General features: G+C 45.0%; 12 protein-coding genes. 3 read left to right on the plus strand and 9 right to left on the minus strand.

The genetic code is table 11. From position 1 onward, the window contains the following. Positions 1–2 precede the first annotated feature (2 nt). The gene (locus LEUMU_RS0108315) at positions 3–1,718 is read left to right on the plus strand and encodes a potassium channel family protein (protein ID WP_022951826.1); all 1,716 of its coding nucleotides are present in this window, start codon (positions 3–5) and stop codon (positions 1,716–1,718) included. Between the two features lie 25 nt (positions 1,719–1,743). Here the strand turns inward: LEUMU_RS0108315 and LEUMU_RS0108320 are convergent, their stop codons facing one another. After that, on the minus strand, positions 1,744–2,406 hold the full coding sequence (locus LEUMU_RS0108320; RefSeq protein WP_022951827.1) for a hypothetical protein: 663 nt from the start codon (positions 2,404–2,406) through the stop codon (positions 1,744–1,746). Positions 2,407–2,617: 211 nt separating this feature from the next. Beyond that, positions 2,618–6,157: an Rne/Rng family ribonuclease gene (locus LEUMU_RS25185; RefSeq protein ID WP_022951828.1), complete on the minus strand. Its 3,540-nt coding sequence runs from the start codon at positions 6,155–6,157 to the stop codon at positions 2,618–2,620. 563 nt (positions 6,158–6,720) lie between these two features. Between LEUMU_RS25185 and LEUMU_RS25190 the strand changes: the two genes are divergently transcribed. Both LEUMU_RS25190 and LEUMU_RS0108335 read left to right on the plus strand, forming a co-directional pair. Beyond that, positions 6,721–7,692, plus strand: a complete 972-nt coding sequence (locus LEUMU_RS25190) for an RluA family pseudouridine synthase (RefSeq protein ID WP_022951829.1) — start codon at positions 6,721–6,723, stop codon at positions 7,690–7,692. Positions 7,693–7,699: 7 nt separating this feature from the next. Beyond that, complete coding sequence (locus LEUMU_RS0108335) at positions 7,700–8,668, plus strand: S49 family peptidase (RefSeq protein ID WP_022951830.1); 969 nt, start codon at positions 7,700–7,702, stop codon at positions 8,666–8,668. Between the two features lie 1,029 nt (positions 8,669–9,697). Here the strand turns inward: LEUMU_RS0108335 and LEUMU_RS0108340 are convergent. From LEUMU_RS0108340 to fabG, 7 genes are all read right to left on the minus strand, one after another. Further along, on the minus strand, positions 9,698–10,057 hold the full coding sequence (locus LEUMU_RS0108340; RefSeq protein WP_022951831.1) for a PilZ domain-containing protein: 360 nt from the start codon (positions 10,055–10,057) through the stop codon (positions 9,698–9,700). A 39-nt stretch (positions 10,058–10,096) separates the two neighbouring features. Next, on the minus strand, positions 10,097–11,068 hold the full coding sequence (gene holB / locus LEUMU_RS25195) for a DNA polymerase III subunit delta' (RefSeq protein WP_022951832.1): 972 nt from the start codon (positions 11,066–11,068) through the stop codon (positions 10,097–10,099). Further along, the gene (gene tmk, locus LEUMU_RS0108350) at positions 11,065–11,709 is read right to left on the minus strand and encodes a dTMP kinase (RefSeq protein WP_022951833.1); all 645 of its coding nucleotides are present in this window, start codon (positions 11,707–11,709) and stop codon (positions 11,065–11,067) included. Before tmk ends, holB begins: the two co-directional genes overlap by 4 nt. Then, positions 11,706–12,737 carry an endolytic transglycosylase MltG gene (mltG, locus tag LEUMU_RS0108355; protein WP_022951834.1) on the minus strand — a complete coding sequence of 344 codons (1,032 nt, stop codon included), beginning with the start codon at positions 12,735–12,737 and terminating at the stop codon, positions 11,706–11,708. Before mltG ends, tmk begins: the two co-directional genes overlap by 4 nt. A gap of 31 nt (positions 12,738–12,768) precedes the next feature. Continuing rightward, positions 12,769–14,013 carry a beta-ketoacyl-ACP synthase II gene (gene fabF, locus LEUMU_RS0108360; protein WP_022951835.1) on the minus strand — a complete coding sequence of 415 codons (1,245 nt, stop codon included), beginning with the start codon at positions 14,011–14,013 and terminating at the stop codon, positions 12,769–12,771. 128 nt (positions 14,014–14,141) lie between these two features. Next, a complete protein-coding gene (acpP, locus tag LEUMU_RS0108365) occupies positions 14,142–14,378 on the minus strand; it encodes an acyl carrier protein (RefSeq protein WP_022951836.1) in 237 nt (78 codons plus the stop codon). 86 nt (positions 14,379–14,464) lie between these two features. Next, a complete protein-coding gene (gene fabG, locus LEUMU_RS0108370) occupies positions 14,465–15,220 on the minus strand; it encodes a 3-oxoacyl-ACP reductase FabG (RefSeq protein ID WP_022951837.1) in 756 nt (251 codons plus the stop codon).

The following is a 15,220-nucleotide window of genomic DNA, read 5'->3' on the forward strand; positions in this document are numbered from 1 at the left end:
CCATGTCAAACCTGATCTATATATTGCTGCGACGCTTACGGTCGCCATTGATCACGTTGATATTGGTGTATGCCATTTCAATGCTGGGATATGTACTAATTCCCGGCGAAGATGGTAACCATGACCCCTATCAAATGACGTTTTTTGATGCGTTCTATTTTGTTAGTTTCATGGGTACCACCATCGGTTTTGGCGAAATCCCTTACGAATTTACTCAGGCCCAGCGTTATTGGACGCTGGTTTGTTTGTATGGCACGGTGATTAGCTGGTTATATGGTATCGGCTCCTTGCTAGCTGTATTCCAGGACCCCGCGTTTCGCCAGCAAACCAAACTCAATCGATTTAAACGCAGCGTACAGCGAATCAGGGAGCCGTTTTACCTGATCTGTGGCTATGGTGAAACGGGTCGTCAGCTGGTGCAGGTGTTAGCAGAAGATGGCATTTTATCGGTCGTGCTAGACCCCGATGAGGGGCCAATCAATGACCTTGAAGTTAATGACCTACCGCTGTCGCCACTTTGGTTAAAAGCAGACGCTTCCGACGCTCAAATACTGGAGCATGCTGGTATCAACCACCGATTCTGCTCTGGTATTATCTCTCTGGCCAATGATGACCGCGTTAATTTAACCATTGCTATCGTCGCCCAACTCTTAAATAAAAATGTCCGCTTGATTGCTCGGGCAGACACTAAAGAAGCCGAATCCAATATCCTGTCATTTGGCGCCAACGAGGTTATCAACCCCTTCGAAACCTTCGCCTCCAGACTGGCAATGGCGATGCAGTCTCCCGGCCTACATTTAATCTATGAATGGACGACTGGCCCCAGAAATGTACGTACCAATGAATTAATACTACCTAAACCCGGAAATTGGATTATCTGTGGCTTTGGGCGTTTTGGTCGCTCTGCATACCAATATATGGATGACATCGAGAGCAATAATATCTGCGTTATTGAGCCTGATCGTAGCCGTCGTGACGTACCTTCAGGTGCGATTACCGGACGCCCAACGGAAGCAGCGACCTTACGCAAAGCCGGAATTGATGAAGCTGTTGGTATTATCGTAGGCACCGGCAATGACCCAGATAATCTTTCGGTGCTGATGACCGCTAGGGAATTGAACCCGAATATTTTCAGGGTCGCGCACCAAAATGAAGAAAAGAATCGCCCGATCTTTGAAGCCGCCAAGTTAGATTTGGTCATGCAGCGCGGTAATTTGATTTCAAATAAGATTTTTGCCTTGTTACGCACACCATTGCTTGGTGATTTCTTAAGGATTGTGAGTCGCTTTAAGAGAGAGCGTGCCAATTTACTGGCTAGCCGCATGATCGCGGTAATGGGTAATGAATACCCAGAGCTTTGGGAGCTTGAGATCAATCGCAAGCAAACTCCCGCACTGGTCGACCGCTTACAGCATTCTCAAATTGTGGTGGGGGACTTATTAAGGCACCCAGAAGATCGCGAACAGCACATAGAAGCACTAATGCTATTTCTTAAGCGTGGAGAGGGAAATGTTATTCTCCCGGAAAATAATCGTATCGTGCACGAGGGCGATCGCTTCTTAATGTGTGGTAACAAAATAGCGCATCACAATATTCAGATCATTACACGTAATGCAAAGTATCTGGAATACGCCTTAACCGGTGAGCGACTGCCCGATAGCTGGGTATGGCAAAAGATCTCTGCCTACAGTCATAAAAAATCCCAAAAGAAGGCATAAACAAGAGCCGATCAGAAAGCCTTGTTTATTTCACCAGTCTACTTAGATCGAACTTATCAGCAGGGTCTGCTGGCACTTCATCATCTAATAACTCATCTGGCAGGCGGTGCTCCGGAATCTCGTAGCCTTGCTGGTTCTGCCAGTTGCGAATCAACGAGAACTGCTTTACCGGTGGCTTCTTAGATAATAGATGCGTGTAGTGCTTGATGCTTTTTTGGTCGGCTAAGTACATGACCGCCTTCATCCATGCATGATCAAAGCCTAGCGTCTTAATATTAAACTTGCGGATGTACTTCTTGCCATCAACGCTGCCAGATACAACAAAATAAGGCGTGTAAATAACGGAGGTGTAGACCTTTTTACGCCCTGGGCGCACTTTCTTAGCTCTGGATTCTCGGCGCTTGATATGGCGCACAAATTTCATTTTGATGCCAGAGACACCGGTCACATAAGCAGAGTTTTGGGGGCGCTCGACCTTCATGCGGTCGCGCTGGCTCTTTTCGAGCATTGCCTCAAACTCCCACTCGGCTAGTAGTTTCTTAGCCTCTTTGTGGACAGCTTCGATCTGCTTGTCTTTGATTCCTAACCAGCGCTGACGGTTCTTTTTCTCGCTGGCAAAATACCGCGTAACACGAAATCCTCTGAATCCAGAAGGGTGTGCGGTTTCAGTATGGTCATATATCGGCATTGGCGTATTCAGAATTAGGTTAAATCACATATTTTCAGACGAAAATATCTCAATCATGGGTCAATTATCTCATGCTTTTGATCACAAAAAAATATGGGTTTTGTTATAAGTATATTATGTATTTCTAATAGTGGAACACTTTGGCCTAGACAATAAAAAGGCCAACACTAAGTTGGCCTTTAATACTTATCTAACTATGTAGCATCAAAGCCTACTTTGGTTCATCCTGAGTAGATGGAGCTTCAGGAGCACTCTCAACCAATTCAACTGGCTTAACTAATGCCGTAGCTGCAGACTCTACCTCAGCCACTGCAACCGCACTTGAGCTAACCACTTTCTTACTGGTCTTAATTACCGACTTCGGAATTTCCGGAACGATCGGAACAATCTTCTCCACAGACTCAGCAACTGCTTCAACTACAGGTTTCGGCTTAGGAGCAGTTTGTGCGCTAGCTGAACGACGTGTTGTTTTTGTCGTTGTTACCGGAGCAACAGGAGCCGCTGGAACAACTGGAGTAACAGGCTTAGGTGCAACCGCAACTGGCTGCTCATCAACCACGGGCGACTTAGGCGCACTTTCAACAGTAGGTGACTCCGCAACTTTACTTTCACTAGCCTCTGCCTTAGGCGCCTCAGTGGCACTTGGCTTATTAGACTTACTACTTGAACGACGAGTCTTACGTGTTGAGGTTGTTGTCTTAGCGGGAGCCTCAGTTGCTTCTAGCTTAGGCGCAGCCTCAACGGACTTTTCTGCCTTCACTGGCTCAGGACTTGCAGCTTCAGCTTTTGGAGTAGTCGGCTCAACTAATGTCAGTTCCGCTTGGGCACTAGCATTAGGCTTAGTAGCAACATCGGAGCTAGTCTTGGCTTCACTTGTTTTAGCGGCAACATCAGAGCCCGCTTTAGCTTCATCAGCCTTAGGAGCAGAGTCAGTACTTGCCTTGCTATCATCCGCTTTAGCCTCAACAACAGAGCTCACCTTTGCTTCATCTACCTTAGAGGCAGAATCGGTGCTAACCTTAACTTCATCCGCCTTAGGGCTTGAAGTCGCTTCAGCAACGCTATCCTTTGCCGAACTCTCTGCTGTTGCTTTATTAGCCTCTGCTTTAGAGTCAGTTATTTGGTTCGCGCTATTGGTATCTGTCGTAGCACTAGTATCAGCATTAACAGAAGCATCTGTAGACGTATTCTCACTCGTTTGATCCTGTGCTTCAGTCTTAGCCTTAGAGTAGCTACGAGGCTTACGACTTCTAGAACGTGATCTTGTTTTAGTTGGCTTGCTGGTGGTTTCAGTAGCTTCCTCTGGAGCAGCATTGGTATCAGTAGAATCTGCAACGACAACAGCAGATGCAGCAGCAACTTTTGCAGCATCGGCACTATCAGTTGCAGTAGCTTCAGCGGGAGCCTCTACTGACTCAACCTGCTTATTCGCAGAAGAGGTCACAGGCTTGTTAATATCCACTTTCTCAGAATTCGACTTTCTAGAGCCTGACGTGTTCGACTCTTTAGCGGATGACTTATTATCATCACCTGAGCGATCCAATGGAATAGTAATTTCCAAAGGTGTCTGCTCGCTTTGAGCCTGATCAACCACAGTAGAAGTCTCCTTAGGTGCTCTACGTGACTTACCACGTGAACGTGAGCTCTTCTTCTTTTCCGTCTTCTCCGGAGTTACAGACTCTTGACCTTTGGCTACATCAGCATCAACCGCTGCGGTAGTTTGAGTGTCTTTACGGTGATCCGTATTACTCTGCTTATCATTGCCTTTATTATCAGCATTATTTGATGACTTGTTACGATTACTCTGGCGTGGCTTCTTAGAAGAGCTAGAAGATGAGCTTTTAGCTGAGTCATCATTGCCCGCAACATCGCGCTTAGCATTGCGGCTATCCTTATTATCTACTGCATCATCATTAGATTTGGATGAAGAAGAGCGATCTTTAGTCTTATTGCGTGACTGCTGTGAACGACTATTCGTATTGTTGCTAGATCGACTATTTTTTCTATCCGTCGATGTTGAACGACTCTCACTTGGCTTTCTGACCGGCTTCGGCTGGTCCGCCTCAGCGTCTTTAGTCGCACCAAACAACGTCGCGATAATACGAGTAATCAGGCCTGGCTTATTGCTACCCGTTGGGGTTGGTGTAGCTGGGTGAACCTGAGACACAATTGGCTGCGCCTGAGCTTGTACAGTCGGCTCAGTGTGACCAGCGTGACCATCAGCAGATGTATCCGCTTGCTTCATACGCAAATACGTCTTAGGAAGGTCTTCAACATCTTCTTCCTTAAGGCGAGTAATTTCGTAATGCGGTGTTTCAAGATTTGGATTCGGGATAATCGTCATTTGAATACCATGACGTTCCTGAATATCATTCAACGGCTTACGCTTCTCGTTTAACAAGAAGGTCGCGACTGCAACAGGCGTTTCCGCAACAACTTGAACCGTCAGATCCTTCATTGCTTCTTCTTCCATCAAACGCATAATGGACAGTGCTAATGATTCAACGCCACGGATGGTGCCTTCACCACTACAACGTGGGCAGATAATCTGGCTAGACTCACCCAAAGAAGGACGCAGACGTTGGCGAGACATTTCCAACAAGCCAAAGCGTGAAATACGACCGACCTGAACGCGTGCACGGTCCATCTTAAGTGCGTCACGCAAGCGGCGTTCAACTTCACGCTGGTTACGGTTAGGGAGCATATCAATGAAGTCGATAACAACCAATCCACCCAAATCACGCAAACGTAATTGACGGGCAACCTCATCGGCTGCTTCAAGATTGGTATTCAGCGCAGTTTCTTCGATACCCTGGCCACGAGTCGCACGAGCCGAGTTAACATCGATAGAGATCAATGCTTCCGTATGATCGATTACAATCGCACCACCAGAAGGCAAGTTAACCTGGCGATGGAACGCTGAGTCAATTTGATTTTCTACTTGATAGCGGCTGAATAGTGGCACGGTATCCGTGTACATTTTCAGCTTGCGCAAATTCTGAGGCATTACTGCAGAAATAAAATCATGCGCTTGCTGATAGACACGTTCGTTGTCGATCAGGATCTCGCCGATATCATTTCGGAAGTAATCGCGAAGTGCGCGAATGATGACGTTACTTTCTTGATACAACAGAACTGGCGCAGGGTGCTGAGCATTAGCATCTGAAATCGCCTGCCACAGTGTCTTAAGATATTCCATATCCCAAGTCAGCTCATCAAGCTCACGACCAACACCTGCAGTACGCACAATTGCGCCCATGCCTTCAGGAATATCTAACTGAGAGAGGATGTCGCGAATCTTGTGACGATCATCTCCTTCGATACGACGGGATACACCACCAGCGCGAGGGTTGTTAGGCATCAGAACTAAGTAACGACCAGCAAGGCTGATATGAGTCGTTAGTGCGGCACCTTTATTACCACGCTCTTCCTTATCAACCTGAACTAGTAGCTCTTGGCCTTCTTTAAGAACAGCACGGATATTCGGGCGGCCTTCGATTTTCTTGCCGTTAGTATTCCAGTAATCTTTTGAGATTTCCTTGAATGGCAGGAAGCCGTGGCGGTCAGCGCCGTAGTTGACGAATGCAGCCTCTAAGCTAGGCTCGAGACGGGTAATAATACCCTTGTAAATATTGGATTTTTTCTGTGTACGATTGGGATGTTCAATATCAAGATCATAAAGATACTGACCATCAACCATTGCCACACGAATCTCTTCGGACTGCGTAGCGTTAATTACTATTCTTTTCATGTAAGTTGTGGGCTTCCTGTTATTGGAATAACAGTCCACTAAGCCATGTGTCTTGTTACTCTCGCAGTAACAACACTGTATCCGTTTCCCTAAACGCTGGGTTTCCGGCAGGGCAACACGTCGTTCGATCGGGCTTGATTATGGTTATCTCCCGGCGTTCGTAGGTGTAGCGCTGATTTAAAAGACCACACGGATAATCGTGGGGCTTTTGAATTCTTGTTCAACTAACGATAATTATCATCAGTACTGGCAAAGGAACTGTTATCAAGATGGCGAAATCGCTGCATCTTTGTCCAGTTTTAATCTGTCTGTTTGACTTAATGTCCAGACAACATGGTAGAGGCTCGTCGGTAGAAAAACGAGCGTCCGAGTATTAGCTTTGGATAGGGATTGCAATGAATTACGAAAGTCAATTGATTTTGTAATCAGCAGCCCCGATCCTGCATCTCATTGAAATACCCGCTGAATATAACAACTTTGTTACACTGCAGCAATACATATATCATGCATATACCATCTTTATAAGTCAGGTAATTTGCAACATTTAAAGGTATTATCTTCGCATGTCACAGATAACAGATTATAGCCAGGTTAGCTTCATAACCGTCACCGAAGCCAGTGCAGGGCAGCGCATAGATAATTTTTTATTGAAGGAGCTTAAATTCCTTCCTAAAACAGCGATCTACAAGCTATTACGCAAGGGTGAGATTAGGGTTGATAAAAAGCGAATTAAGCCTACCAAAAAATTGGTACTAGGTGAGATTTTGCGTATTGCGCCAATTAGAGATGTGCCAGAGGAGACTGAAGTTCAACAAGCGGGCTCCAGGCTAGTTGCGCAGATTGAGGCTTCAATTATCTTAGAAGATGATGACCTCATTATTATCAATAAACCCTCCGGCATTGCGGTGCATGGTGGTACGGATAATTTGCATGGGGTTATTGAAGTAATTCGTCAGTTGCGACCTGATCTTGCTTACATTGAACTGGTGCATCGAATTGACAAAGAAACCAGTGGCTTACTGCTACTAGCTAAGAATCGACAAACGCTACTGGACCTGCACGAAGCGTTTAAAACAGACGGCATTAGTAAGCATTACCAAGCACTCGTTTTCGGCAATTGGCGAGGAGGGGAACGACGCATTTCAAACCATTTACAGCGAACCGAAGGCAAAGGGCCTCAGAAAATGCGGGTATCGGATAATGAAGAAGGCAAACTCTCCGAAAGTGTCTTTAGTCCCTTAGCGCAGTTTGAGAATAACAGTCTACTGAGTGTTAAATTGCTTACTGGCCGAATGCATCAAATCCGCACCCAATTAGCTGAGCTTGAGCTGCCTATTGTTGGCGACAGCAAGTACGGTGACTTCACTCTAAACCGAGAGTTTGCTCGAACTAATAAACTTAAACGGTTGTTTTTACATGCTTATCGCGTTGAGTTTAAGTTGAAACATTCAGGAAAAGTGTATCGACAGGAAATATCACTAGCGGATGACCTGCAAACTGCTTTAAACCATCTAAATAACAACATTAAGACCTAATTTACTTATGAATTCTACCAATGAACAAGCTATTGATGCACTTAAACAAGTTGCTCTAGCAGGTATTCAGGAACAGCGCCGAGCACGTCGCTGGAATATACTATTTCGCTTTATTTTCATATTGATAGCCATATCTTTTATTATGATTTCTGCGGGTATTCTGGGCAGTATTAGCCAACTAAGCAGTGGAACATCAGGTACATCCGCTGATGGCGATGCCTACGTTGCGCAAGTTAGCGTGACTGGGACGATTATGGATGGTCAGGCCGCCAGTGCTTCAAATCTGATTGATGCATTACAGGATGCTTTTGAAGATAAAGACGCGAAAGGTGTGATTATTCGCTGCAATAGCCCAGGCGGAAGCCCAGTTCAATCGAGCCATATTTATAATGAAATTATGCGCTTAAGAGGTTTATATCCAGAAAAACCTGTCTATGCCGTTGCTGAGGATGTTTGCGCCTCAGGTGGATATTACATAGTCGCCGCAGCACAGAAAATATTTGCTAATGAGTCGAGCTTAGTGGGCTCGATCGGCGTTCGGATGGATAGCTTTGGTTTTGTGGAAATCATGAATAAATTGGGGATTGAAAGCCGTCAGATTACAGCGGGTGAGAACAAAGCCTTGTTAGATCCGTTTAAGCCACAACAGGCTTCGGATATTCAATATTTAGAGAAGTTACTAGCGAATACCCATCAACACTTTATTGATGCCGTAAAAGCAGGGCGTGGTGATCGGATTGATGCGGAGAAGAATCCAGACTTATTCAGCGGATTGTTTTGGAGTGGAGACCAAGCTAAAGACATAGGGCTTGTGGATGGATTTGGCTCGGTGCAAAGTGTTGCGCGTGAGGAACTGGATGCAGAGTCGATTGTAGATTTTACATTGAAAGATGACATCTTTGAGCGACTGTCAAAACGCCTTGGGGCAAGCGTGAAGTCGACATTGGTTGGCATGCAGGAAACGGTATTACGCTGAGCGAATTTTGTTAAGCGGCACAGAGTTAATTGAAATGATTTTGTGCCGCTTGATTTTGGATTAACTTTAAGAAAAGACTTTTAGATTCGGCACCCGTAGTTAGATGCATGAATCACCAACAATAGTATTTTGACCCAGCCGAATAATTGCATCACAGAACGGATTGAGGCATGGGTCGAAGAGGAACAGAGTTACGGTAGAGTATGAGCAAAGGGCAAGTCAGGTTATCCGATGCAAACACCATATTTAACATAATATTAATTATGCGTAGTTTTATTATTGCCGATACAACCCAAACTAGGTCATCAAATCGACTAGAAAATCCTAAACTCTGACTTACGCATGCATCAGCTAGTCAAATCTCAAATCTCAAATCTCAAATCTCAAATCTCAAATCTCAAATCTCAAATCTAGTATGCCTAAGAAACTAAAACGACGAGCTTTGAATTGTAAAAAAACTGTCTTGATCTTGGTTCAGTTATTGATACCGAAAAAATGATGAACTAGCATGGGTATGGGCCAATACTGGAGAACAGAAAACACTGAAGAGAAATGAACAAAGCGTGAGAGATTCACTGTGAGCAGTATCAAGCAGGTGAAATCAAAAAAATACAAAAGTACAGCTCAAAAAGATCATAGCTATATAGAACGGAACTATCGGAAGAAGGATACGAGAACAAAGAAGAATGCTCGCACCCTCTTCTTTATTTGGCTGTTTTTTGATCTTTTTAAGACAAAAAACTAATCGCTATTCGCTCAGAATAAAGATTCTGAGCCATAAATTCAAAACTAAACGCTTTTTAAGCTAGTTTTTAAAGCGCTCACAATGCTAAATAGCCGTCACTTTCGCTAAAAACACCCCTAAAAATCACCTCTCCCCTGTTTTTATGGGTGTTTCGATGTAAAATTAAACAAAATAAGGCCGATTCTAAGCGATTTTCAGCAAAAACATGCAATTTCACTTTAGTGCAAAACAACGGCAAAACGGAAAATTAATTTTCCTGTGAATTCTGGCACTTCCACTGAGGCTTAGTAAGTATGATAAACCGATGGCTTGGCCGCCAAATCCCCTAGAATCGACTCCAGCGCCATGCGAACATTATCCTTAGTGCGACCACTAAACTGAACACCAACGCCGCCCTGTGTGCTCATAGCTTGATTTGGAGACACCCAGACAACCTTAGCTGGAACAGCATACTTTTTTGCTTCAGACATAATCTTAAGCGACAAAATAACCTCATCACCTAAGTTAAAGCGCTTATCCGTGATCGCATATATACCGCCACCTTTAATAAATGGCATGTAGTTTGCGTGCAAGGCAGTTTTGTCTTTGATTGAAACGTTGATGACATTGCGAACCGCCTCTTCTTGCTGGCTGTCAATTTCCATGATTTATTTTCCGATCTTATTGTTATTATTAGTAAAGCTCTAACGATTCAAAGCTTCTTTCTGCCACAACAGTAGCATATTTTCGGTGTACAACAGAGCATTTAACGATGTGTGGGCATGCTTTTTCAACTCCAGCATACTATCACGAAGTCGCCATAGGTCATTGTTTTTAAGTGACATATGCTTCCTCAGATGAGGGCTAATTGCATCAGTGACACCTTCGGCACCCGAAAAAACACTGCGAATCATCGACTCAATCCACTGCAGCTGCCAATCCAATAACTCGCCTTTGTCACTCTTCTCCCAACGCTTTGCGACGCTGATAAGTGAATGACGCCCCTGAAGCAGCTTAAGAATATCAGTAGCAAACTGCTTTCGTTCGGCAAGCTTCTCACCACTATCCAAAGCCTTTGCCAACAAAGGACGCCCGCCGGAGGCTAGGAGTAACTCACCAATTGGATGCGTTAAATCCTGCGACTCAAGCCAATCAGTTGCTTGCAGGGTGGTTGGCTGTGGGAGTTGTATAATTTGACAACGGCTACGGATGGTCGGGATCAGCTGTGAGAAATTAGAACTCACCAGCAACATCACCGTGTTCTTAGGTGGCTCTTCAAGTGTTTTCAGTAAGCTATTGGCGGCATTAGTATTTAAGCGCTCTACGGGATAGATAAACACCACCCGGCTCTCTTGGTAACTGCGGCTTAGATACACAAACTCATTTAATCGACGAATCTGATCAACAACAATCTGCGTTTTTTTCTCTTCTAAGAGTACGGAGCTGTAATCCGGGTGAGAACTTGCTTCGAATAAATGACAGCTTTTACAGTGTCCACAGGCGAAGTCATCAGCACCATGTGCATTCTCACACATTAACGCTTTTGCCAGCCCTAACGCAAAGTCACGCTTGCCACAATACTCTGGTCCCGCCAACAATAAAGCATGTGGCATATGGTCGCGAGCACGCGCACGTGACAATGCATTCCAGGCATCTTGCTGCCATGGATAAATCATTCGAAATTCGTATCTTTAAGTAATTGTGATGTGGTCATTTTCAACTGATCTCTGACTTGCTCAAGAGATTGAGAGGCATCTAATACCTTAAATCGTGTCGGCTCTGCCGCTGCCCGAGCTAAGTAACAATCTCGAATTCGCTGAAAAAACAATACCGCCTCTTGCTCAAAGCGATCAGCTGCACCACGAGACTTCGCACGAGATAAGCCAATTTCAACCGGTAGATCAAACAAGAAAGTCTGATCCGGCTTGCGGCCACCTAAAACCCAGGATTCAAGCTCTGCAATCCGAGCCATATCAATGCCACGCCCCCCGCCTTGATAAGCAAAGCTGGCATCTGTAAAACGATCACATAAAACCCACTGGCCTTCATTTAAAGCCGGCAAAATCTTATGTTGATAATGCTCAGCACGAGATGCAAACATTAGTAACAACTCAGTATCCGAATGCATTGCCGGCAGATCAGGGTTTAACAGAATCTCACGAATTCGCTCGCCAACTTCCGTCCCACCGGGCTCACGAGTGACTAAAACAGTTTTCCCGCTAGTTTCAAGCATCTCCTTCACATACTGCAGATTACTGCTCTTCCCTGCTCCTTCCGTTCCCTCAAAGCTCAGAAATAAGCCACGTGGATGACTCATTTATCCCCCTGATAAGCTTTAGCATTTCCGTTGAGCTGATATTTTACAACGGCTCTGCGATGTTCTTTATAACTATTTGAAAAATGCGAGGTTCCATCACCACGTGCGACAAAATAAAGCGCTTTTGTCGCTTCAGGATGTAGCACTGCCCTGATCGCTTCAGCACTTGGCGTTGCAATCGGCGTCGGCGTTAACCCTTTACGTGTATAGGTGTTATAAGGTGTATCACGTCTAAGGTCGGATTTTCGAATATTGCCTTCAAAGCGCTCACCCATGCCATAAATAACACTGGGGTCTGTTTGCAGCATCATCCCTATTTTCAAGCGATTTTGAAATACAGCGGCAATCAATGGCCGCTCTTCAGGCACGCCGGTTTCTTTCTCAACGATGGATGCCAGAATCAAGGCCTGATAAGGAGTTTTAAGCGGAATACCGGCTTCACGCTGCTCCCATTCCTTATTAAGGAATGACTTCATTGCCTGATGGCTACGTTTTAAAAACTCAAGATCGGTTGTGCCACGCGGATAGTTATAGGTATCCGGGAAGAACCACCCTTCAGGGCTTTTCTCTTCAGAGCCAATCCGCTGCATAATATTAGCGTAGTCATCATCGGTAAGTGTTTGAACCAAGTTCTCATCGGCTTTAACAGAGGCGACTAAGTCCTTATAAACAAAGCCTTCAATGATACGACTGCTATAGCTGATTGTTTTTCCAGACACAAAATGATCAAGCACATCTTGCGCGCTCATGCCGGGTTTAATAGCAAACTCGCCCGCTTTAATTTTTGTATCTTGTTTGGTGATTTTTGCCAACAGCTGAAACTGCCATGCTGGCTTAACGATGCCTTGCTGCTCCAGATCCCTGGCAACTTGGCGAATACTACTGCCTTTAGCAATCTCAAAACGCTTAGGTGCTGTCTCTGGAACGGTCTGCTTTATGAATTGCTCATACTGCAGATAACCATAGCCACCGGCAGCTAGGGCCGAAAACAACAGAATTATAAATAACCACTTGAATGCTGCTTTCATCACTCACCCTAACTGCCCGTTTAATGGGCTATTATATTTTTTTGAAAATCAATGTGCCGTTCGTCCCACCAAAACCGAAGGAATTGCTCATTGCAATTTCAACTTTGGCATCACGCGCTGTATTTGGAACATAATCCAAATCACACGCTGGATCAGGATCATCCATATTGATGGTTGGTGGTAAAATTTGATCACGGATAGCCAATACACTGAATACCGCTTCGATACCGCCTGCCGCTCCCAGCAAATGACCTGTCATAGACTTAGTCGAGCTGATTGCAACGTTCTTCGCGTGATTACCCATGGCCAATTTCAGCGCCATTGTTTCAGCAACGTCACCTGCAGGTGTGGATGTACCGTGCGCATTGATGTAATCAATATCTTCAGGGTTCAAACCAGCATCTTTCAGAGCGTTACGCATGCAACGTGCTGCGCCTTCGCCATTCTGTGATGGTGAAGTCATGTGGTAAGCATCACTGCTCATACCAAAACCGACTAATTCACAGTAGATTTCTGCGCCACGAGCTTTAGCGTATTCGTACTCTTCAAGTACCAAAATACCAGCACCATCACCCAGTACGAACCCATCACGTCCAGAATCCCATGGACGGCTTGCCGCTTCAGGGTCATCGTTACGAGTTGACAGTGCACGAGCTGCAGCGAAGCCACCGATACCCAATGGCGTTGTAGCCATTTCCGCACCACCTGCCAGCATTACGTCTGCATCGCCATAAGCGATCATGCGCGCTGCATCACCAATACTGTGAGTTGCCGTCGCACAAGCAGAAACCGGAGACATATTATGGTTCTTTAAGCCGTGCATAATCGACAGATTACCGGCAACCATGTTTACAATACTACTTGGTACAAAAAACGGTGAAATCTTACGTGGTCCGCCATTCATGTACGCTTCAAAATTCTTTTCGATGGTACTAATACCACCGATACCAGAACCAACGATCACACCAATGCCTTCGGCATTATCTTCAGTCACAACAATGCCTGAATCGTGCAATGCATCAGTACCAGCGCCAATACCGTAATGGATAAAAGGATCCATTTTGCGTTGGTCTTTAGGTTTAATATATTTGCTCGCGTCAAAATCTGTTACGTTTCCAGCGATTCGCACGCTGAATTCACTCGCATCAAATAAATCGGGGCTGATTTTATTGATACCGCTTTTGCCTTCGGTGATATTTTTCCAAGCTGTTCCGATGGTGGAACCAACCGGAGATACGATACCAAGACCGGTAACTACTACTCGACGTTTAGACACGATGATTTTTCCTTCACTATTTGATGTTACTGACAGGACAACATCAGCAATTAAATAATTTGCGATTCTTTATAGTACAAAGACCGCAGTTTAAGCGGGTTAAACTGCGGTCTCAACGAATCCTGGGTTTAACCCTGATGCGATTTTACGTAATCAATTGCAAGCTGGACTGTTGTAATCTTCTCAGCTTCTTCATCAGGAATTTCGGTACCGAACTCTTCTTCGAGTGCCATAACCAGCTCTACGGTATCCAGTGAATCCGCGCCAAGGTCATCAACGAAAGATGCAGCATTTGTTACTTCTGCTTCGTCAACACCTAACTGTTCTACAACAACATTTTTGACGCGCTGTTCAATATCACTCATGATATTTTGTCCTCAATTAAAAAAAACACAATATGCATACTATTATAATAAAAATCAAGTACACAAGCTATAAAGCAATGGCGGCTTTACGCCATATGCATGCCACCATTAACGTGCAAGGTTTCACCGGTCACGTAGGTGCCCATGTCCGATGCTAAAAACAATACGGCATTCGCAATATCTTCAGGCTTACCCAAACTCCCCAGTGGAATCTGTGATGCCATCGCATTGCGCTGCTCTTCGGCTAAGGCCTTCGTCATATCAGTATCAATGAACCCCGGCGCAACCACATTAACGGTAATACCGCGTGAACCCACTTCGCGAGCTAATGACTTTGAAAAACCAACAATTCCAGCTTTTGCTGCAGCGTAGTTACACTGCCCTGGATTGCCCGTTGCTCCAACTACCGAAGCAATTGAAATAATACGGCCATGTCGTGCTTTCATCATGCCACGCAAGCAAGCCTTGCTAAGGCGGAATACTGAACTTAGATTGGTATTGATAATATCATCCCACTCATCATCCTTCATTCGCATCAGCAAATTATCACGCGTAATCCCTGCATTATTCACTAAAACCTGAATTGGGCCAAACTCTGCGACCGTTTCTTTCATCAGAATTTCAATGGATGCGGAATCTCCTACATTTAACACCTTTCCGCAACCTTTAATGCCATTTTCAGCAAAATAAGCGCTAATAGCTGCAGCACCGCTTTCCGAAGTCGCTGTTCCTACAACAGTAGCGCCTGCTTTACCAAGCTTTTCAGCAATTGCACGTCCAATTCCGCGACTTGCGCCAGTGACTAACACGACATTACCATCCAGTAAGCTGTCAAAATTCAT

The organism is Leucothrix mucor DSM 2157 (assembly GCF_000419525.1).
GTDB classification, from domain to species: Bacteria; Pseudomonadota; Gammaproteobacteria; order Thiotrichales; family Thiotrichaceae; genus Leucothrix; species Leucothrix mucor.